Annotated in this window: 19 protein-coding genes; all 19 read left to right on the forward strand. The window is 47.8% G+C overall.

The genetic code is table 11. The annotated features are described in order from the left end of the window. Positions 1-139: 139 nt before the first annotated feature. Positions 140-517: a GntR family transcriptional regulator gene (locus FS806_RS20575; protein ID WP_144940374.1), complete on the forward strand. Its 378-nt coding sequence runs from the start codon at positions 140-142 to the stop codon at positions 515-517. A 47-nt stretch (positions 518-564) separates the two neighbouring features. Then, positions 565-1,338 carry a hypothetical protein gene (locus FS806_RS20580; protein ID WP_144940376.1) on the forward strand — a complete coding sequence of 258 codons (774 nt, stop codon included), beginning with the start codon at positions 565-567 and terminating at the stop codon, positions 1,336-1,338. Between the two features lie 12 nt (positions 1,339-1,350). Continuing rightward, complete coding sequence (locus FS806_RS20585) at positions 1,351-2,787, forward strand: hypothetical protein (protein WP_144940378.1); 1,437 nt, start codon at positions 1,351-1,353, stop codon at positions 2,785-2,787. Then, complete coding sequence (locus FS806_RS20590; protein ID WP_144940379.1) at positions 2,780-3,496, forward strand: ATP-binding cassette domain-containing protein; 717 nt, start codon at positions 2,780-2,782, stop codon at positions 3,494-3,496. The genes FS806_RS20585 and FS806_RS20590 overlap by 8 nt, the downstream gene beginning before the upstream one ends. 48 nt (positions 3,497-3,544) lie before the next feature. Further along, a complete protein-coding gene (locus FS806_RS25910) occupies positions 3,545-3,781 on the forward strand; it encodes a hypothetical protein (RefSeq protein WP_186328459.1) in 237 nt (78 codons plus the stop codon). Next, the gene (locus tag FS806_RS20595) at positions 3,778-4,200 is read left to right on the forward strand and encodes an ankyrin repeat domain-containing protein (RefSeq protein ID WP_186328460.1); all 423 of its coding nucleotides are present in this window, start codon (positions 3,778-3,780) and stop codon (positions 4,198-4,200) included. The genes FS806_RS25910 and FS806_RS20595 overlap by 4 nt, the downstream gene beginning before the upstream one ends. 1,066 nt (positions 4,201-5,266) lie before the next feature. Continuing rightward, positions 5,267-6,895 carry a serine/threonine protein kinase gene (locus FS806_RS20600; RefSeq protein ID WP_144940383.1) on the forward strand — a complete coding sequence of 543 codons (1,629 nt, stop codon included), beginning with the start codon at positions 5,267-5,269 and terminating at the stop codon, positions 6,893-6,895. Positions 6,896-7,150: 255 nt separating this feature from the next. Beyond that, a complete protein-coding gene (locus FS806_RS20605; protein ID WP_186328461.1) occupies positions 7,151-8,257 on the forward strand; it encodes an AAA family ATPase in 1,107 nt (368 codons plus the stop codon). Beyond that, positions 8,206-9,468, forward strand: a complete 1,263-nt coding sequence (locus FS806_RS20610; protein ID WP_144940387.1) for a TadA family conjugal transfer-associated ATPase — start codon at positions 8,206-8,208, stop codon at positions 9,466-9,468. The genes FS806_RS20605 and FS806_RS20610 overlap by 52 nt, the downstream gene beginning before the upstream one ends. Before the next feature lie 52 nt (positions 9,469-9,520). Next, entirely contained in the window at positions 9,521-10,357 is an 837-nt protein-coding gene (locus FS806_RS20615) for a type II secretion system F family protein (RefSeq protein ID WP_260982193.1), read from the forward strand. 53 nt (positions 10,358-10,410) lie between these two features. Next, positions 10,411-11,154 carry a type II secretion system F family protein gene (locus FS806_RS20620; RefSeq protein WP_260982194.1) on the forward strand — a complete coding sequence of 248 codons (744 nt, stop codon included), beginning with the start codon at positions 10,411-10,413 and terminating at the stop codon, positions 11,152-11,154. Between the two features lie 113 nt (positions 11,155-11,267). After that, complete coding sequence (locus FS806_RS20625) at positions 11,268-11,486, forward strand: Flp1 family type IVb pilin (RefSeq protein ID WP_144940390.1); 219 nt, start codon at positions 11,268-11,270, stop codon at positions 11,484-11,486. A gap of 4 nt (positions 11,487-11,490) precedes the next feature. Continuing rightward, on the forward strand, positions 11,491-12,504 hold the full coding sequence (locus FS806_RS20630; RefSeq protein WP_186328462.1) for a TadE/TadG family type IV pilus assembly protein: 1,014 nt from the start codon (positions 11,491-11,493) through the stop codon (positions 12,502-12,504). A gap of 16 nt (positions 12,505-12,520) precedes the next feature. Further along, complete coding sequence (locus tag FS806_RS20635; protein WP_144940394.1) at positions 12,521-14,830, forward strand: DUF5702 domain-containing protein; 2,310 nt, start codon at positions 12,521-12,523, stop codon at positions 14,828-14,830. Between the two features lie 46 nt (positions 14,831-14,876). Then, entirely contained in the window at positions 14,877-15,500 is a 624-nt protein-coding gene (locus FS806_RS20640; RefSeq protein WP_144940396.1) for a hypothetical protein, read from the forward strand. Between the two features lie 37 nt (positions 15,501-15,537). Then, entirely contained in the window at positions 15,538-16,050 is a 513-nt protein-coding gene (locus tag FS806_RS20645) for an A24 family peptidase (RefSeq protein WP_144940398.1), read from the forward strand. A gap of 19 nt (positions 16,051-16,069) precedes the next feature. After that, positions 16,070-17,590, forward strand: a complete 1,521-nt coding sequence (locus tag FS806_RS20650) for a DUF6382 domain-containing protein (RefSeq protein ID WP_144940400.1) — start codon at positions 16,070-16,072, stop codon at positions 17,588-17,590. Positions 17,591-17,922: 332 nt separating this feature from the next. Continuing rightward, positions 17,923-19,482: an ABC-F family ATP-binding cassette domain-containing protein gene (locus FS806_RS20655; protein ID WP_144940402.1), complete on the forward strand. Its 1,560-nt coding sequence runs from the start codon at positions 17,923-17,925 to the stop codon at positions 19,480-19,482. A gap of 134 nt (positions 19,483-19,616) precedes the next feature. Continuing rightward, positions 19,617-19,904 carry a Dabb family protein gene (locus FS806_RS20660; protein WP_144940404.1) on the forward strand — a complete coding sequence of 96 codons (288 nt, stop codon included), beginning with the start codon at positions 19,617-19,619 and terminating at the stop codon, positions 19,902-19,904. The last annotated feature ends 782 nt before the right edge of the window (positions 19,905-20,686 follow it).

Here is a 20,686-nt window from a genome sequence, read left to right on the forward strand (position 1 = left end):
TTCTAATTGGCATAAAAAGCTACCTTTAAAACCGGGTTATTCGTCTTCGAAGAGGCTTCGTTAGAAGCTTTTTTTACTATTGACAATAATGTGTACTATACCCATAATACACATAAGAGAGAAGGCAGGTGAGCCTCGTGTGCTGAATTTCCATGATCTAAAGCTCAATAACAAAGAGCCTGTATATATCCAGATTGCCTTGTATGTCAAGAGACAAATCCTGCTGAAAAGAGCCGCCACCGGTGACAAACTGCCGTCGAGGCGGGAATTGGCGGCACAGCTTAATGTTAACCCCAATACCGTACAGAAGGCCTTTCGACTGATGGAAGAGGAAGGCTATGTGCATACAAGCGGCAATCAGGGCAGCATTATTTACGTGGATTCGGCCATCGCTGCCTCCATTGAAGAAGAGCTGACCCGCCAGATGGTCAGGGAATTTATTGCCTCGGCCAAAGAGATTGACCTATCATTCAAGAAGGTGATCGATCTCATCAGCGATCTTTGGGAACAAGATTAATTTTGGTTATAGTGTACTAGTCGATTAATACAACTGGGGGTTGGAGTATGAAAGGATTCTATCGATTATTGAATTATGAGTTTTCAACAATGCTCCGGGCGGTGCTGCTGCTTTGTCTAGGCACCATTATATCGCCGCTGTTGTTCCTGAACACAGCCATCCGGGATTTGACCATTTATTCCGTTCATGAGCGGTTTGAAGATTTATATGTTTCATCCGGCTGTGTCATTGTTTTTTTGATTTATTTGGCGGCCTTGTTCGCTTTTTTTGTGAAATCCGTATACGCCAACTATTGGGGGAGCAAAAGCATCTATACTTTACTCACTCTTCCGGTAAGACGGGAAACAGTTTATTTTAGCAAATTGCTGGCTTTTGCGATTGGTCTTACCATTCTGCTGGCGGCGCAGATCCTCAGCGTGTGGCTGGGATACGGCTGGGTCGCCTCCAAGCTGAAGCATTTGAACGAGGGGCAATTTCTAATGGCGAACGGCTTATTTCTGGCCTTCATCCGCTCCGAATTTTTACGAATCATCCTCCCCATGAATATAAGCGGGCTGCTGTCATCGGCCAGCCTTTGGATAACCGTTCTAACCGGAATTTACTATGCGGTTTTGTGTGAGCGCAGTAAGCGTTATTGGGGATTTGTTCCGGTAGCGGCGGCTATTGTGGTATTGATTTATGTCATTAATCACCGGTTAGCCCCGCCTGCTTATTACGGCGTCCACCACGATCTCTACCTGCCCAGCATCCTCTTGCTTTCTTTAAGCGGTTTTTTCATGTGGCACAGTATTCGATTAATTCAAAAAGGCGCCATCGCGTAGGAAGGGGAGATTATGTTGGATCGCTTGAGGAAGCATTTAGCCATTCCGCTGCTCATTATCGCTTTAGCGCTGATTGGGGGAATGTTTGCAAAGCTGTATTTGTCCAAGGACGAGGGGACATTTTACTTGCAGGACCTGTACGGCGACCGCTCCGCTCTTGACGGCGTAACGATTAGCGGGGACCTGCGGGACGGGTATCACCGGACACATTTTTCTATTCGTGGAAGTCAGGTCGAAACAGCTACCGAGATTTATGAGAAAAACTCGGGAGGATTCTCGCATAGACATTCGGTCGGTGCAGCAAAAATCATTGATGGTATTCAGCATGAGGCAAGACCCTCATTTGTGGGTGAGTATGATTTCGATATCACCTATCAGGATAGAAGGAATCCTAAACATATGATCACAGGTACGGGCTATGTAAAAACAGGTTTAGCCTTTCACGATCCAAGCAAGAGCACGAATAACGACATGATTATGGATTATACGGATACCGAAATGATCACGGGGACGAATACGAACGCCGGGTCTGGAACGACGGGGGCTGGGAGTACTAATGTTTCGTCCAGGCAGTACTTCTTCGCGAATGACCTCAATTACGGGATTACAAGAATTGGTGACAAAGTCTACTTTACAGTGCCCACTACAAGTGGATATACGGGAATGAACGGGATATATGAGATTACGGATTTTTCTGTTGGAGGATTCCTGCGTCCCGCTGAAAAAGCTGCTCGAGAGCTGGTGGCTATCGATCTGGATAACAATGGGAAAGAAGGGGCCCCCAAGGTTGAAGTGCTTGGATTGGAGGCGGTCGGCGATAAATTGGTGCTGATCCTGTCCGAAGATAACAAACTGACGCTTCGGGGGTTCGACAGCCATAGTGGAGCAGATCTGGGCAAAGTCACAATGGAGGATATCGCAATCGGGGGGCGGGAAAATGTAAAGGATCCGTCTGATTCCAAGGAAGAGACGCATTATGCCGCTTATGAAGCTTTTATCGATCATGATGTGCAAGTGATTAATCTGATATTCAGCAGAGGGCCTGCGGAGCCCGATGAAGTGAAAACTACGATGCTGAGCTTTGATTTGTCTGACGGAGTCAAGTGGGTCGACACGGTTAAGGAGAGCTATCCGAGAGAGGAAATAGACCGTTTCTATGACACTACTCTGATCAGCCACCGACAGGGCAAGCTTTATATAGTTAAAACGTTGAGGGACAGTGAAGAAAAGAGTCAAATACCTTATGATATTGCACGTCCTAAGCATCTTATGATCTATGTTTATGAGAATGCAAAGCTGGTTTATAAGGGTGAACTGGTGACAGATATGAATGATGATGTCATCCATGTCCGTAATTTGCCTCCTTCGACCGGAGGATTCGGATATGATGAGGTCAGATACAGAAATTTCGATAACGTTCGCATCGGGCAGGGGGAGAGCCATGATTGAGATGAAGTTCGTTACCAAGCTATATGCCGGAGGCCATTACGGATTGTATTGGGAAAGCGCAACGATTCCTAGCGGAGAAATCGTGGGCATATTAGGGGAGAACGGCAGCGGCAAAACAACCCTGCTCAAAGCGATCATGGGAATTGGAGACATTCAGAACGGTGAAATCCGGATAGACGGGCTTCCGGTCACGCAGCAGTATGAGAAGATGGCTTTTATTACCGAAGAAGGAAGCTTCCTTCCTGATTTGACTCCCTATGAGTACGGGCAGTTTTTGGCCGACTTTTATCCACGATTCGATTGGGTGCGGTACAACAAGCTTTTGAAGTTTTTTAACATCGAAAGACACGGACAGATCAAGAAGTTTTCCAAAGGGCAGAAGTCCAAGCTGGAGATCTGCGCCGGTTTTTCCAAAGGGGCCAAGTACATTCTGATGGATGAGCCCTTTCTCGGCAAGGATATGTTTACCCGGCGGGATTTTTTGAAGCTGATGGTTTCCAGCCTGAAAGGGGACGAAACGATCCTTCTGACGACTCATATTATTGATGAAATCGAAAATGTGCTGGACCGGGCCATCATTCTTCGCTACGGGCGGGTGAAGGCCGACTTTTATATTGACGACATTCGGGAGGAAGGCAGAACCTTGGCCGATGTTATGGCCGAAATAACAGGATATGAGAAGAACCAATATAAGGAGATATTTGATTAGGGGAATTTCTCGATGTTTCATAAGGAGGTGAATGTTAAGAGTTAGTTGGTGATTGGATTGCTGCTTGTATCCTCGGTAGCAATGACAGCCTGTGAGAGCAACCCAAATACAAATAAGCGCGAAGCAATCGTCTCCATGCTACTTGAAGGCGCTTCTCAATATGAATTCTCCCAGGTTGAAAACTTATTGGAAGAATGGGCGAAAATGTTCTCAATCAAATGCTGGACGATGTATTGGAAGGATGGCATCTATACAGATATCCCCAGGGGAGAGATCGCAAGTTGAATCGACTTCTCCTTCAAAAGGGCGGCGATCCTAACGCAGTAGACAGCAACGATGCCTTATTCAAGGTGGGAACGGCAGAAGTGTTATATTTTCATGTCAAGAGCTCGGATGGTGCGACATTGTTACTTAATGCGATTGGTGCACGATATAGGGAGATGGTTCAATATTTACTAGAGCAAGGTATGGATCCGAATGAAAAGGGGTGGGCTCAGGAAGGGGAGCCGATGACTTCACTGCATTTTGTCATTAATTTCGACGAGGAACACCATATTATAAAGATGCTGCTCGATCATCCCGAGATTGACTTGCTCTCAAAGAACCAGCTCGAAATGACCCCATTAGAGTTGGCGCTGCGACAAGGAATGACCAAAGTCATCGAAATGATTGAGGAAAACTCGGTGAGTCTTCTTGATTTATAATAAACTGTAAATAATCATTGATCACACATCACCACTTGCAGTTAGCAAAATTTAATCAATGTCAAAATAAATCAAGTGACAACACGTTTTGTTTGTAGTACAATACAGTGGAATATGGCCAGCACGATTAGTTTATCACTACGTCCAAAAAAATTTGGTATGGGAGTGGTAAGCTTGAACAATAAAAGTAATAAGAAGAAAAGCAGTAATAAGGATAGAACCAGCGACAGTTTTGTCAAAGGGATTCTTGGGTACCTGATTATTATACTATTTCTGGTTCTGCTTATTAAAATTTTTAGTAAGTGATGCATGTAGGAACGAGTGTCATGCGATTCGCAAAATGATGTAGATAAACTAATCGTGGTGAGCCATTCAAGTGAATGGCTCACCACGATAAAAAATAAAATAATAAAAAGGGATCAAAACCGCAACCTGTTCTTGACGAAACGGCCCTCTGAAATTGGTGATTCTGCATAGCTGCTTTGCCATGCCAGACTAGAATATGGTGCAAATCCGCACCACATGTTTGGGATTGTATCCATTTTATTTTTATAATTAGGGTGCGAAAATGCTCCCTGTTCACAACGTTTTTCGTAAACTAATGATTTCGTTGAGGTGCTTTTGCACTTTATCGCACTACAATCTCTCAAACCTCTAATTAGTTTAGCGGAAATGGGAATCTAAGCACTCATTATGGTTTGATCGAAAAAAGAACCTTCAAATTTGAAAGTTCTTTTTTGATTTTCCAAGGAGTTAATGAAACTGAAGAAAGTGATGTCTTTTCTCATAGTTGGGTTGATCATCGCGGGATTATTATTGGCTATAAAAACTCCTTTGTTAGCATGAACAAGGTGATAATTTGAATTAAACGCCGGCAGGTCAATTTTTAAATACGATAGTTGACATTAATTTCCGTTTGTTTTATAGTAAAAAGTAACCTATTACCATTAAGATATATTATTTGAAAATATAGGCTCATTTCGAGACGGAAGCACCGTCCTTATGCTTTAGCAAGCATAGGGGCGGTGTTTGTTTTTTTACTGCGGCCAGAAAGGAGGAGGAGAAAATGAACACGTGCGAGCCCATGCTCACCGGACAATTATTGGCGGGGCGTTATCGGATTCTGTCCGTCATCGGCAGAGGGGGGATGAGCAACGTTTACTTGGCGGAAGACACGAAGCTTCCGGGCAAACGCTGGGCTGTCAAGGAATCGCGGAAGCATTCCGGGCATAAGAAGCTGTTTCATGAGGAAGCGGCCCTGCTAATCCGTTTAGACCACCCGTTTTTACCCAAGATCGTCGATTTTTTCCCGCCGAATGAGGAAGGCTTAAGCTATTTGGTGACCGATTATATTCATGGGGAAACCCTTCAGCAGAGATTTCAGCGAGTGGGAGCTCTGCCCTATAACGATGTGATCAAATATGCGGTTCAGCTTTGCGAGCTGTTCGATTATTTGCATCATTTTAAGCCACGCCCCATCATATACCGTGATTTGAAGCCCAGCAATGTAATGATCGATGAGCAGAATAACGTTCGCTTGATTGACTTTGGCATTGCCCGCAAATATAATGCCGAGCGTACGGCCGATACGATTCAGCTTGGCACGATTGGATTTGCTGCACCGGAGCAGTTTTTGAATCGCCAGACAGACGAGAGGACGGATTTATATACGCTGGGTGCGATGATGTACTATCTGCTGAGCGGGGGAAAGTATTACAGCATCGATGCCCGCGACCGCGCGGTGAGGGAACTGCCCAAGAATTTGCCCGCATCATTGACGCATGTCATGTTTCGGCTGCTGGCAGACCAGCCTGACGAACGAATTCAAACCGCGTTAGAGGTTAAGCGTCTGCTTCAGGAAGGGATGGAGCTTCCGGATAACCAGCGGCCGATGAACGGTCATTCGCCGGGCGACAAGCATCCCGACAAGCGTAAGCTTGTCGTTATCGGGGGACTTTATCCCGGTGCCGGAGCCACCTTCGTCGCGGTTTCTCTGGCCCGACTGCTGCACGACAGCAAGATTCCCCACGCTCTTATTGAGCACTCGGGCAATTCGCCCGAGCTTCATTCCCTTCTGTTCGGAGAGCGAAATGCACCGCAGGAATATCGTTACTACACACAGCAGGACTTCATGACCGAACGCTCGACCGGAATGCGCTGGCAGGACGGATACACCGAGTGGCTGCCGCTTCCTCCAGAGCGTATGTCGGAGAGAGTGTGGACGGCGGATCACTATTTCCGGCTGCTGTACTTACTGGACTATCCGGCTGTCCTCCTCGATGTTTCCAGCCAGTGGGGCGACCCTACGGTTCAAGAAATGTGCAGGGAGGCCGATCATGTGATCATTGTCGCAGACCCTTATCCTTCCAAATTAAATATGCCGCAAACCCAGGCTTCCCTTCGCTTCATAAGCGGCCTTTCGAATAAAGAAGTCCATTGGATTGCCAATCGTGATGAGTCTTTCTCAGGCCGAAGAGAGTGGTTGGGCACGTTTCCGCGGCAGCCGGTTTGTCTTCCCGCTTATGCGGGGAAACATCTTCTGGACTCTCACTGGAAGGGGAGGATAGCACAGGATCATCCGGGTATACTTGATTCGTTAAGGCAGCATTGCGGGTCTCTTGTATCCGCTATCTGCCATCCAGGAGACAGGAGCGAACGAAAGCTCGGCAAATGGCTGGTCAAATGGTTTAAATAAATTTATGTAAATATATTGAATAGTTATCATTTTATGGTATAATTCTAATAGATTTCATTTTCAAGCGGAAGCACCGCAGAGCAAATTGATTTTGCTTTGTGGTGCTTCTTTTTTTGTTGGAAGGGAGAGATGAATAATCGGAAAAGAGATGAGATTAGCGGTCGGGATTGCTGTGTTGTCTCTCTTGCTGATCGCCGGCGGGGCGCTGCAAATGGCCGGATTACTGTCGTAGTAAAGCGGGAAGGAGGAAGAAATATGGAGAAAAGACGAATTGCAATTCTGGATAACGATCTCGCTTATACTAATATGCTGCTTAACTATGTACGAACATCGGAATACAGGACCAAGATGATCGTTAAAATCTTTACAGAACCCGGCATGCTGGAGGAGCCGGACAGCTTTGATCTGATTCTGGCCGGTTCGGACCTCTTGCCCGAACAAATACCGTCCGCAATACCGGTAGCCGGCCTCGTAGACGAACCGGTTACGGCGGATAATGCCGAGCTGAAGATTTATCGGTTTCAGCCGCTTAATCAACTGTTTTCACAGTTAACAGCGATCATGATGGAACGGCCCAATCCGTGGCGGTTGACCGGCGGCGAGGAAGCCGAACCGAGCTTGATTTCGGTTTATTCCGCTGTCGGGGGCGGCGGCAAGACCGCTTTGGCTGTCCATTTGGCCGCGACTCTGGCATTTCAGGGCTCCAAAGTATTCTATTTGAGTCTGGAGACAGTTCGCTCCATTCCATACTTTCCCCGGCAGCCGGAGAAGCGTTCGTTCGAACGGATGCTCTATTATTTGCAGGCGGAGTCTCCTTACATTCAATCCAAGCTGGAGCAGTATAAAAGTATTGATCCTGTAAGCAAGGTGGAATATCTGGATCCTTGCGAGAGCATGGAAGAGATGGAAGGCATGACGGAACAGGACACGCAGAGGCTACTCTGGTTTCTGAAGCAATCGGATTACGATTACGTCATTATTGATGGAGATTCCGCCATGCACACAAGGGCTATGGCAAGCCTGATGGCGAGCGATCGAATTTTGTGGCTGATTGAAGATGAGCTCAATCATTTAACGAAAACTAAGCAGGTGTATGAGCGTTTTCGGTTGGGAGCCGGCAAATCGGTAACAGAAGGGAAGCTGCCCGAGGTTTTGTTCATTCTTAACAAATATACGGGAAGTCTGGTTAACGACATCGGCGGCTTTGGATTTCCATTATTCGGGCATTTGCCGTTCGTTCCGGATTGGAGCAGCCTGCACTCCGCCTCTCAGTTGTTTGCGGACAACAGCTATCGCGTTCAATTGATGAGATGGTTGACGAAGCTGGCGCCGGAAGCAAGAGGGGAGGAGATGACCTGCTGATCGAGGAGGAACTGATTCGGAAGCTCCGTCTGTCTATCGCTGAACAATTGGATTATTCGGAGGCCAAATCGGATGATGAATTAATGGAAATGATTGAAGAGGAAGTCTTCTCCTCCGAGAGCTGCACCGGCTGGACAGCACGGCAGAAGGCTTACGCTGTCAGACGATTATTTCATTCGTTTCGCGGATTGGATGTCCTGCAGCCCCTGATTGATGACCGTTCCATCTCGGAAATCATGATAAACAGCCATCAAGAGATCTTTATCGAAAGGGCGGGAGAGGTCCTCCCTTATCCTACAGTGTTCGAGGATCCTCAGAAGCTGGAGGATATCATTCAGTCTATCGTTTCCAAAGTAAATCGTGTCGTGAATGAAGCGTCTCCTATCGTAGATGCGAGATTGGCGGACGGGTCGCGGGTCAATGTCGTTCTGCCGCCCATTGCGCTGAAAGGACCGACGATGACCATCCGGAAATTTCCCGACAAGCCCATGTCCATGAAGGAACTGGTTGACAAGGAGGCTTTGACCGAAGAGGCGGCTGGTTTGCTGGAGCAGCTCGTCAAAGCGAAATACAACATTTTCATAGGGGGAGGAACAGGTTCGGGCAAGACGACCTTCCTGAATGCCCTGTCTGATTTTATCCCTGCCGATGAACGGATTATTACGATAGAGGATTCGGCAGAGCTGCAAATAAGGAATGTGCCTAACCTGGTAAGCTTGGAAACGAGAAACGCGAATACCGAAGGCAAGGGTGAAATTACGATTCGCGACTTGATTCGGGCATCCCTCCGCATGAGGCCTAACCGGATCATTGTGGGAGAAGTACGGGGGGCGGAAGCTCTGGACATGCTGCAAGCGATGAACACCGGGCATGAAGGCTCGATCTCTACCGGCCATTCCAATTCCACCGCCGATATGATCAGCCGTTTGGAAACGATGGTGCTGAGCGGGGCGGAGCTGCCGCTAGATGTTGTACGGAAGCAGATCGCTTCGGCCATTGATATCATGATTCACTTGACCCGATTGCGCGATAAATCCAGGCGGGTGACGGAAATATCGGAGGTAATCGGAATGCGGGGAGGGGAGGTGCACTTGCAGCCGCTGTTTATTTTTCGGGAAGAAGGCACGCAGCAGGGCAAGATCATAGGCAAGCTGCAGCCTACGGAGCATAAGCTTACCCGAACGGATAAGCTGCACGCAGCAGGATTTTAAGAAGAAGGTGGTGTGAACGATCATCATCATAGCCTGTGCCGCAGGGATAGGATTGTTCGTATGGGGACTGCTCTCTTTGTTGGAGCGCACCCGCAAGTCCAAACAGGGGGACATATCTCAGATCAAAGTGTCGAGGGCGGAAACGGTCATAGATTACTCGGTGTACCGGTTATCCGTACAAGAGAGGGTTATGGCGGTTGTCGTAGCAAGCGGGAGTCTTTATGCTGTCGGATATCTTTTTTACAAGCAGCCGTTAATCTCTCTCATTATGGCGGCACTCGGATTATTCTATCCGAAATGGATATCGAGGAAAAAGATGATTAAACGCAAAGCGGAGCTTAATGATCAATTCCGGCAGGCCCTATTTTCATTGTCCTCATCGCTAACAGCCGGAAAATCGGTGGAAAGCGGTTTGGCGGAGGCGGTTAACGATTTAAAAACCCTGTATTCCAATCCTAATACCTATATTATTGCGGAGTTCGATCGGATGAACAGAAAAATCCAGAACGGCGAGACGATTGAAGCCGTGCTGAGGGAATTTGATGAAAGAGCCGATCTCGAAGATATTCACAATTTCGTAGACGTTTTCGTTACCTGTAAAAGATCGGGAGGAAATTTAATCGAAGTCGTCCGCAGAACCGCGAACATAATCGGTGAGAAAATCGAAATTCAGCAAGAAATAGCGGTGCTGATCGCGCAAAAGAAGTTCGAATCGGCGATTCTGAGCGCTGCCCCGTTGGCTGTCATCGGTTTGCTGACGATCAGCTCGCCGGATTATATGGCTCCGCTATATTCGGGTTTGGCCGGACCGCTTATTATGACGCTATGTTTAGTGCTGCTGTTAGGCTGTCACTGGCTTGTCAAAAAAATAATGGATATCAAGGTTTAGGGGAGATGAATTTGGAGGAGACACCCAGCAACTCTTCAATAAACAAATGGCTAATGCCTCTTGCGATGAAAGTGGTGACCAAATCGGGACTGATGGAAAGGATGCCCGCCTTCGTCACCAAGCTGCATTTAATGATGGTCTCCTGCTATGGGCGGAGAGCGACGATGGAAATGACCAAACAATTCATCGCAAGGATGATTACGAGCGGAATACTGGTATTTATGCTGACGCTCTTGCTGGCTGCTGTAACGGGAGAATGGTTATCGGTTTCGCTGTGCGGACTGCTGCTTGCTGTATTGGCGCCTTGGATAGAAGTGCGCGGTTTAAGTAAGCGAATAAGGCTGCAGAAGAGAAGCATGCTTATTGAGCTTCCGGAATTTCTAAATAAGCTCACCTTGCTGGTCAACGCCGGGGAGACCGTGCAGGCGGCTATCATCCGCTGTGTGGATTCCCGCCGGGAAGAGGAATTATCTCCGCTCTTCCGGGAATTATCGATCATGTCCAACGAATTAAAGAATAACCGTTCTTTTGCCAGGGCAATGGAGGAATTGAGCAAGCGGTGCGCTCTTCCCGAAATATCGTTATTTACGACTACTGTGCTGCTTAATTATCGAAGAGGCGGAGACGACTTTGTTGTTGCCCTAAGAGAATTGACGAGAAACCTTTGGGAGAAGCGCAAAGCGCTGGCAAGAACTATGGGCGAGGAAGCTTCTTCCAAGCTTGTGTTTCCGATGGTCATTACTTTCGGAATAGTCATGGTCATCGTTGCCACTCCTGCCATATTAATCATGGGCTAGGTGCGGAATCACGGATGAGACCGAACCGGCCATGCCTTTCAATAACGGCCTAACAGAAGTGAAGTCGATATTTGCAAAACTCAGTATGAAAATAGAAAATTGGAGGAAAAACTATGCGGAACCTGAAGCAAGCTATTATTCGTTTTTGGCAGGATGAGGAAGGGTTAGGAACGCTTGAGATTTTATTGATTCTGGCGGTGATCGTCATTGTGGCAGTAGCTTTCAGGAAGTGGATTTTTCAGTGGGTGGAAGGCTTGTTTAACAAAGCGGATAAAGAAATTAATGTCCACACTGGTGATGATACGGGCAATATCATGCCTAAAGGAAAATAAGCCGATGCGGAACGTAACGCAAGGGAGAAGGCTGCGGCGTTTCTGCCTGAGTGAGGCCGGAAGCTTTACTATAGAGGCTTCTTTAGTGCTTCCGGTCATCTTTCTATGCACGATCGCCATTCTGTTCTTCGCGCTGTTTATGTACCAGAAGGCGGTATTGTTCCATACGGCGGCAGTCAGTGCGGATCGAACGGCGGCTCATTGGGACAATTCGTATAAAGATCCGGTGACCGGATCATACCCCTTGGACAAGAATGACGGGCTGTACTGGAGAGTTTTTAACGATCAGGCGTCAGACTTGCTGGGAATCATCGGATTGGGTAATCCGGCAGTCGTCGAGCTGCCTCAATCAGGAACGCAGCCTTCCGGGTCCGGCCCGAATAAGAAGCTTTTACAGGCGGCTCAACAACTTCCCGTCTCCTTGGAGGGTCAGTTAAGCTATTCGAACCACGGTCTCGACCGCACCGTGCAGATCAAGCTTAACCAGTTTTTGGGTATTCCTTCTTTAGTTCAAGACTGGTTTGCCATGGACCAGGCGGCGGGAGAGTCGGTCGCACAAGTGACGGATCCCGTGGAATGGATTCGCGCGGTAGTTTTAACCAAGTCCTATCTAAGCAGGATTAAGGGTAAAGCTCCTGCAACAGATGTGAAGAAAACATGGCTTGAGAGTGTTTCAGACCCGCCGGAAGTAATCATTCGCTCAGAAAAAGAAGCAAGTGAATATTTACGGAATTTCGTCAATGGGAAGTCGGTAGAAATCGAAACTCATACGGTGGGCCAGTATAGGATAATAGATGCACTAGACCGGGATGGCGTTGCTCATGAAGCGAAGTATACAATCAACTCCAAAAATGTTAAGGATCAAATAAAAAAGGATGTCGAACTTATGAAAAGGGGAGAAGTGAAGGGGGTAGTGTGGCATTTTTTCCGGCATGTCAAGACTGGAAAGACAGCCCTCACTCCATCGCTCAGAAGAGAACTGGAACGGAATGGCATCGTTGTGATCGTCCATAACTGAAGGATGGAGGAATGGAATGAAGCTGAAGCGGTTTCTACGTACCAGTGACGGGTCTGTTTCCGTCTATTTGATCGTGATCATCGTACCAATTTTTCTGTTCCATGCCGTTCTGATCGATTTTGTCCGGGTTAAGCTTGCGGAAAGAGAGACGGAGGCCGCTCTTTGGGCCGCCAACCGCTCGATGTTTTCCCGCTTTGATCGAGAGCTGCAATCCTACGGATTATTCGGAATTGAGGGCAATGAGGAAGAAAGCAGGCAAGTATTTCAAACCGTCCTGGATCACAATTTGACGGCTTCCAGCGAAGATTCTATTTTCAATTATTTGGATATCCGCTCCGAGCCGGAGGACAGTTATATACGGCCTCTATTTACACTAGCCAATCATGTCGTGTTTCGGCAGCAGATGCTGGAAGATATGAAGTATCAGGCCCCGATTGAATTTACGATGGAGCTTCTCGACCGGTTCAAAAACTCCGGCTTGACCAAGCAGTTAGCGCAAGCCGCTAAATTCCACGAGCATGCAAATATACTGGAGGAAAAAATAAAGCCATGGAATGAAGCATTGGAGGAGGCATGGGAAGCCGCACAGGACTTCATCGATAGGGGCAAACGGCTGCATCTGAAGTACAGCGGCACTTTGGGCGAGCTTCACGAACGGGCGGACCGCATTGGTCTAAATACAGCGGATAGTGTCAGACATTCGATTCACGAGGTGGAGGAAGGGTTGGAGAAGGCCGAGGAAGCTTTGGATTCTTTGCAGCAATCTGCGGATTCGCTTGGCAGCACTATCGCCTTATTACTGATGAATCCCGAAGGGAACGCCGAGGCAATAAATTCGCTCTATCAATCCTTGCAATCTACGAAGATATCCATTTCCGAAACTCAGCGGCAAATTTCCGAGTTTTTACAACGAAAATATGAACTGGAGGAGCTCTTGAAGGATATTTTGGCCTATACTGCTCTATTGGCATCTTCCCAAGCGTCGCTTGAGGAGGATTACGCCGGATTTGCCGAGCAGCATGAGCGCTTGTTGGAGAAGGTAGAGAATGCCAGAGTATTAAATGAGGAGCTCCGCGCGGAAAAGGAAAAGCTGAAGAGCAGCCTGGACAACGACTCATTCCAGGGCTATGACGTGCTGGACAAAATTCCGGTGTACTCCCTCGAATACTTCTCTATTTACAAAACAGAGTCAGCCAAAAGCCTGGCGCAGTTCTCCTGGCTGAAGGAAAAATGGCAATCTACTGTTTTTTTCATCGGGGATGACTACGGAGAAATCTCCAGACAGTTGGAGAAGATGCAAGAGCTGCTTGTCCGATTTGAAAGTGAGCAGGGAGAGAAAGAACGGGAACGTCAGGAGCGGATGAATCAGTTGGAGGTTAGCGATAAGGAACATAAACAGAAGCTCGGGGATGCTCTCAAGGAATTGAATTCTATGTTGGGCCAGTGCGGCATGTGGGGCAGCCAGGACCCTTATACAGCGTTATATCAGAGGCTCGAAGGGGATTCGAACGGGAACCCGGGGCTGTATTCTAAATATTATCAATATAATTCCGATCAACCCCCGGAGATGTCTGAGGTGTACGCGGCCGATCGCCCGGATCAAGCGATCAAGCAGGCTGTAAGCTTCTCGGAACGGATTTCGAATGTGCTTACCGGAATACGTGATGAGATCTATATGAACGAGTATGCATTAACGAAATTCAGTTATCGGACAGCCAAGCTGGAAGCGGGTAAAGGCGGGGTGCCGCCGGCTTCTCATGTGCCGTCTAAGCCGTTGGATCACCCTCTTGCAGATCAGGAAGCGGAGTATATTCTCTATGGAATGAATTCCTGTGCGTCCAATTATTCCGCAGCATATGGCGAGATGTTTGTATTTTTTATGGCGGTCCATATTGTCGAAGGACTTATGGATCCGAAGAAGAGTGTTTTAAATATCGGATCTCCCCTGCTTTTATTTACTGTCGTAGCTGCCCAGGCGGCCATTGAGGCAGTGCAGGATATGCAGAAGCTGGTGAAGGGTGAGGCGGTGCCCGTACTAAAGAAGGTGAAGTCATTAACCGTCTATTATAAAGATTTACTTAGGCTTTTTATGCTGCTCCATAGCAATGACAGTAAAATGATGTCTCGCATGCAGGCTTTAATCGAGTTGAACACGGGGAAGGATCTGACAGAAAGAACGACTTATTTGCAGGCAACCACTTCTTCAACCGTTCGAATCTGGTTTATGCCGGCAGCCATGAGGTTAATGAGTGATCTTGGCTTGCTGGATTGCGGCAATAAAAATAACCGATGCCAAATAACAAAGACAGCGGTGATGTCCTATTAAAGCATTTATTCGGAGGCTGACCCATTGTCAGGAAGGCGGAATAGCCTTGGAAGCGGCGATTGTCATGCCTGTCTTTCTGGTGTTCGCATTAGCGTTAAATATGTTTGTCCAGCTTTCCATTCTCGAGCTATCGTTGAAAACTGCAGTTACCGAATCTACTAAACAAATGGCTGCCTACATGTATCCGGTAGAACTGCTGTATGTGGAGGCCAGGGATAAGGCTGCGGGAACCAAGGCCGCTGCTGTGTGGCGTGATTTGGTGGAGAAGATCGGTCAGGCAAGGGATAAACTCGTTCAGGCGGAGGAGTGGGTGGAAGACTACGCCGCTTTCTTGCCTGAATCCATCGTAAAGTGGATGCAGTGGGAACAGACGATGAGAGAGAAGGGGGAAGAGATGGGCAGGGAAGCCTATCATCAATATTACAACAATACTATAGCCCCCCTTATCTACGAAGCTTTTAAGCCGATTGTTCTGCACCATGTTAATCAGTCCGTTATTAAACCGGACCGCTTCCGCATTACGGATATGAAGTTTCCGACTCTAGGAGATCCGTCTAAGGCTTATTTGGGGATTGAAGCGGAAGTAGCCTTCAAGCTGCCCATTCCCTTCGTTAATAAAACGGTGTATTTACGCAAAAGAGCTTACGAGAGAATATGGACCGGGGCCTGAGGACAGGGCCCCGGCAATCGTGGAAAGGGGGAAGTCAATGGTACCATGGTCAGTTGCTTCCATACTTATGGCCGCTTCCTTCTATACAGATGCGACGCGGCATAAAATATCGAATTCCATCGTGCTGATAGGTTTGACCGCGGGATTCGGTTACTTTAGCTGGTCGGACGGCTGGTCCGGCTTTCTCTACTCTTTATCTGGAATGGGTGCCGGTTTTGCTTTAATGTTTTTGCTTTACCTGCTCAAGGCAATCGGGGCGGGGGATGTCAAGCTTTTTGCGGCTATAGGTGCACTAACGGGTGCGGAGTTTGTCTGTTATTTCCTCTTTTATTCCCTATTCTACGCCGGAATTATCGGTGTGGTCATCCTGCTGGTCCGCAAGCAGTGGGCGGCCAAGGCAGCCGGTCTCGGTTTTCGGATCATGGATTTTATTATCCTGAAAAACCGGAAAGCAGTCAGGTTTACAGGCAAAGACGTTATTCGATATCCTTTTCTCTATGCCGCATTTCCGGGTTATTTAACAGCACTGTATGAGGTATTTAACCTATAGGATAGAAAGGAAGTGAATCATGACTACCTTGCTGTATGGTTTAAAATGTGAAATGGACAGACAGCATGGCTGTTATCTGGTTTTATCCGGGGAACCGCCGTTGACACCTGATGATGTTGTCCTGTTAGAGCACAAAATGCTGGAAACCTATACCGTTCCCCGGCAGCTTCCAATAGAATTTGAAGAACAGAATCGAAAGATCCGGTTAAGATATGAAACCACCTCATTCATTCCGCTTTCGGAGGCAGTTAAGCAATCCAGACTTTCTGAACAGCAGTTCTATACGTTTCTGTATACGTTGGTTGCGGCTTTGGACGATTGCAAAATCTATATGCTTAGCGAAGACCGCTACGTACTTAAGGAAGAGTTTATCTATATCGGGCAGCGGCATGATGACATTCATTTGCTTTATCTGCCGCTTAAGCAATTATCCGGTAAAGGGAGTGCGCAAGAGGACTTGGTCCGCTTGGCAGATTATTTAGCGAAGCATACATACGTGGAGCAGAGCGAAAATTGGCGCAAGCTGCAAATGCTGCTTAGCGGCGGGCGATTCAGCTTGATGGAGTTGAAGTCCGTTCTGCTCGAAGCCATGGAACGACAGCTGCTACAGGAATCAAAGCCGAATGAAATCGAGCTCCCGGCTCCACAAATAACGGAAAACAGGAAAATTGATAGCCCTGTTGTGCCCGAAGACGATCTGAACTTCGGAACGGAGCGCACTTTATCCACGTCGTCCGGCAAGCTGATTGTCCTGCTTGGTACGGTCTTTTTGATAGCGGTCTGGGCCTTCTATTGGACGGAACCGTCCGAAGGATTGCTGTATATCGGACTGGGGACCAGCCTGCTGCTGGTGGACGGAATTTATATTTTACATAAAATGGGCAGGCTCTCCTTAACTTTCCGATCGAATAAACAACAGGAAGGCAAGGATGCAAAAGTGGGCTCGGAGAGTGCAGCCGATATCATGGAGTCTTTCCGTGCAACCGCATTAGAGCCGGCTGTACCTGGGTTCTCGCGGACCTTATCCAAAGAGAGCCATTGGGAGCCTCGGGCTTCTTCGGGGATGGGAGCGGAACGGGAGGAGCTTACGTTTTCGAACGTAAGTCCGGGAGGAAATACGGCCGCTGTCTCGAATCATTCTTCGACTCTGACTGAACAAACAACATTGCTTGTACCGCAGGATGCGACGGTACTGCTTACGCCGGAAGGCATTGAAGCGATTTCGGGCCCGGCCAGACCTTATCTTGAGGTGAAAAGAGAGGACGAGACCGAGAAGGTGCCGATTTCAGACGATGTCTTCCGAATAGGGAGAAGCCAGGAAGCGGTCCATTACGTGGAGGATACGATCGGGGTCTCCAGAATTCATCTGGAAATCAGCCGCAGCGAGGAGCAGGAGGGCTATTTTGTTCAGGATTTGGGCTCGAAGAACGGCAGCTACTTAAATGAAGAACGGCTTATTCCCTATCGGAAATATGCAGTGCAGGCAGAGGACCGAATCAAGATCGCCACCGTGGAGATGATCTTTAAAAATCCGTCATAAAACTGGGGCCATATCAATACCCCACGTTACGTAACCTTCGAAGCTTATTCCGTCCGCACTCCAACAGAGTCGGCGTCTAAACCTTCCTCTAAACGCGGTCGCTCTTCATGACTTTACTTCGATAAAGGTTTATACAGTACTTTGCAGGGAGTCCAGGAACTGAAGACGCCCGGCATTAGTAGAAGCTTTTTGTGACAGTAGGAATTACTGTAAAATATAAAGATTCCTATTGTAAAAAATCTGCCGTCTTTCCTGTCCGATTCAGTTGGTGTTATAATAAACCGACGGGTTAGACCGATGATTAGGAATAGACAGGAGATTTGGAATAGAGTATGAGCCTTTTGACAGTTGAAGATTTAAGTCATAGTTTTGGCGACCGGATGTTGTTCAAGAACGTTTCGTTCCGGCTGCTGGCGGGTGAGCACGTCGGATTGGTCGGTGCCAACGGGGTCGGGAAGTCGACGTTAATGAATATATTAACGGGTCAGCTTCTGAAGGATACGGGCAAGGCGGAGTGGACTCCGAATGTCCGTTACGGTTATTTGGATCAGCATACCAATCTGCAGCCGGGCAAGACGGTCCGCGATGTATTGAAAGAAGCTTTCCTTCCCCTATACGAGCAGGAGAAAGAGATGATGGCCATTACCGAGAAGATGGCCGATGCTTCACCTGAAGAGCTGGAAACCTTGCTTGAGCAGATGGGGGAAATTCAGGAAAGACTGGATCATAGCGGATTTTATATGCTTGATGTGAAAATCGAGGAGACCGCAAACGGCCTTGGCCTGGACGCGATCGGACTCGACCGGGATGTCGCCAGCCTGAGCGGAGGTCAAAGAACGAAGGTGCTTCTGGCCAAGCTGCTTCTGGAGCAGCCGACGGTGCTGCTGCTGGACGAGCCGACCAACTATTTGGATGTCGGTCATATTGAGTGGTTAACGTCCTATTTACAGGAATACCCGTATGCGTTTATCCTCATTTCCCATGATACGGAATTTATGAATAAGGTCGTTAATGTGATTTACCATCTGGAGTTCGCGAAATTAACCCGGTATTCGGCCAACTATGAGAAATTTCTGACGATGGCGGATATCAATAAGAGCCAGCATATCGAAGCCTACGAAAAGCAGCAGGAGTTTATTAAAAAGCAGGAGGATTTCATCCAAAGGAATAAGGCTAGATACTCCACCTCAGGCAGGGCGAAGAGCCGGCAGAAGCAGCTTGACCGATTGGAGAAGATTGACCGTCCCGAGGAGGCGGCGAAGCCGGTTTTCACGATCAAGGAATCGAGGGCCAGTGGAAGAATCGTCTTCGAAGCGGAGGATCTGGAAATTGGCTATACCCGTCCTTTGCTGCCGAAGCTGAATGTGACCATCGAGCGCGGAGACAAGATCGCGATTGTCGGCAGCAACGGGGTAGGAAAGTCGACGCTTCTCAAGACCATTCTTGGCAAGATCGAGCCGTTATCCGGCAGGACCTTCACCGGAGACTATCTGTATCCGGCTTATTTCGAGCAGGAAGTGAAGCCGGGCAATCTAACGCCGATCGACGATGTGTGGAACGAATTCTCGCATATGAACCAGCACGAGGTTCGGGCAGCCCTTGCACGGTGCGGTCTGAAGAACGAGCATATTACCCGGCCATTAAATATGCTTAGCGGAGGAGAGCAGGCTAAGGTCCGCTTGTGCAAATTGTTCATGCGGGAGAGCAACTGGATCCTCTTCGATGAGCCGACCAACCACCTTGATGTAGTGGCCAAGGCGGAGCTGCAAAGAGCCCTCAAGGAATACAAAGGCACGGTTCTGTTAGTCTGTCATGAGCCGGACTTCTATGAGAATTGGATTACGAAGGTCTGGAATGTGGAGGAATGGTCTCATCGTCAGGTCATTTCCTGATAACCTTCCGCTATATTTTCCGGCTTCGCGGCTGGGGCTGATCGCCAAGAGTTTAAGCTTCGTCGTGCAGCTTCGGTTTACGGGTTGAAGCAGCACGATGAAATTAACTATATTTTGAGAAGGAGCCATCGGTTATGATTACCCACATTGTATTTTTTAAATTGAAGGAAAGATCAGAAGCGGTAGTATCCGAAACAGTTAACGTCTTAAGAAATATGGAAGGAAAAATCCCGCAGCTGCGCTACATTGAAGTTGGTGTGGACGTTCTCCATACCGAGAGATCGTATGATATCGCCTTGATTACTAAGTTCGACACTCTTGACGATCTGCAGGCGTACCAGGTACATCCTGTCCACCAGGAAGTCATCCGGCATATGAACAACGTGAGGGAATCCTCCGTTGCAGTAGATTACGAGAGCTGATTGTTTGCCTAAGATTAGTATGAGGGAGCCGTTTTATAAGCGGCTCCTTTTTCTAGTTAGACGGCCATTCCGCTTGCACGGCACCATCAGAAAATGAATAATAGACGGATTTTCAAGGTAGAGCACGCTTTGCCGGGGAGGGGGATGATTACTACGGATGAGCCCGAATTAATGTTTCCGGTGATTTTGCATACTCTATTTAGCTGAAAAAATACATAGTGATTTGGGCATTGAAGAAACAAAAATTCACTTCCGACTTTCATTCAATATCCTCCCGGTCGATGTTTTGGACTGTTATCCCCTTTACTCAGAAAGGCGCAATTGCCGAGATTCTCAGCGGTCAACCGAGATAATAAGCTTCGACCCTATTTGCCTAATTTTAAAAATCATTTACGCCGGAATCTTGTCCCAGAAAGACACTGAGCCTAAGGGATAACAGTCAGAAGGAAGAAGAAAGAGATTGTAGGTCCGAGCTGAAAAGTACTGATTCAATGGGATAACAGTCAGAAGGTCAGTAAGAGCATCCGGTCCGGCACAAAAGAAACTGAGGCAAAGGGATAACAGCCAAAAGAACGGAGAAGGGCAACTATTCGCACAAAAGGTACTGATTCAATGGGATAACAGTCAGAAGGTCAGTAAGAGCATCCGGTCCGGCACAAAAGAAACTGAGTCAAAGGGATAGCTGTCAGAAGGGCGGGAAGGAGAACTATTCGCACAAAAGGTACTGATTCAATGGGATAACAGTCAGAAGGTCAGTAAGAGCATCCGGTCCGGCACAAAAG

Origin of the sequence: Paenibacillus sp. 32O-W, assembly GCF_007679495.1 — a bacterium.
In the GTDB taxonomy this organism is placed as follows: Bacteria; Bacillota; Bacilli; order Paenibacillales; family NBRC-103111; genus Paenibacillus_L; species Paenibacillus_L residui.

Coding starts and splice junctions, on each gene's coding strand:
- FS806_RS20580 (WP_144940376.1), top strand. CDS start 565: ATGAAAGGATTCTATCGATTATTGAATTATGAGTTTTCAACAATGCTC.
- FS806_RS20585 (WP_144940378.1), top strand. CDS start 1,351: ATGTTGGATCGCTTGAGGAAGCATTTAGCCATTCCGCTGCTCATTATC.
- FS806_RS20590 (WP_144940379.1), top strand. CDS start 2,780: ATGATTGAGATGAAGTTCGTTACCAAGCTATATGCCGGAGGCCATTAC.
- FS806_RS20600 (WP_144940383.1), top strand. CDS start 5,267: ATGAACACGTGCGAGCCCATGCTCACCGGACAATTATTGGCGGGGCGT.
- FS806_RS20605 (WP_186328461.1), top strand. CDS start 7,151: ATGGAGAAAAGACGAATTGCAATTCTGGATAACGATCTCGCTTATACT.
- FS806_RS20610 (WP_144940387.1), top strand. CDS start 8,206: ATGGTTGACGAAGCTGGCGCCGGAAGCAAGAGGGGAGGAGATGACCTG.
- FS806_RS20620 (WP_260982194.1), top strand. CDS start 10,411: ATGCCTCTTGCGATGAAAGTGGTGACCAAATCGGGACTGATGGAAAGG.
- FS806_RS20625 (WP_144940390.1), top strand. CDS start 11,268: ATGCGGAACCTGAAGCAAGCTATTATTCGTTTTTGGCAGGATGAGGAA.
- FS806_RS20630 (WP_186328462.1), top strand. CDS start 11,491: ATGCGGAACGTAACGCAAGGGAGAAGGCTGCGGCGTTTCTGCCTGAGT.
- FS806_RS20635 (WP_144940394.1), top strand. CDS start 12,521: ATGAAGCTGAAGCGGTTTCTACGTACCAGTGACGGGTCTGTTTCCGTC.
- FS806_RS20645 (WP_144940398.1), top strand. CDS start 15,538: ATGGTACCATGGTCAGTTGCTTCCATACTTATGGCCGCTTCCTTCTAT.
- FS806_RS20650 (WP_144940400.1), top strand. CDS start 16,070: ATGACTACCTTGCTGTATGGTTTAAAATGTGAAATGGACAGACAGCAT.
- FS806_RS20655 (WP_144940402.1), top strand. CDS start 17,923: ATGAGCCTTTTGACAGTTGAAGATTTAAGTCATAGTTTTGGCGACCGG.
- FS806_RS20660 (WP_144940404.1), top strand. CDS start 19,617: ATGATTACCCACATTGTATTTTTTAAATTGAAGGAAAGATCAGAAGCG.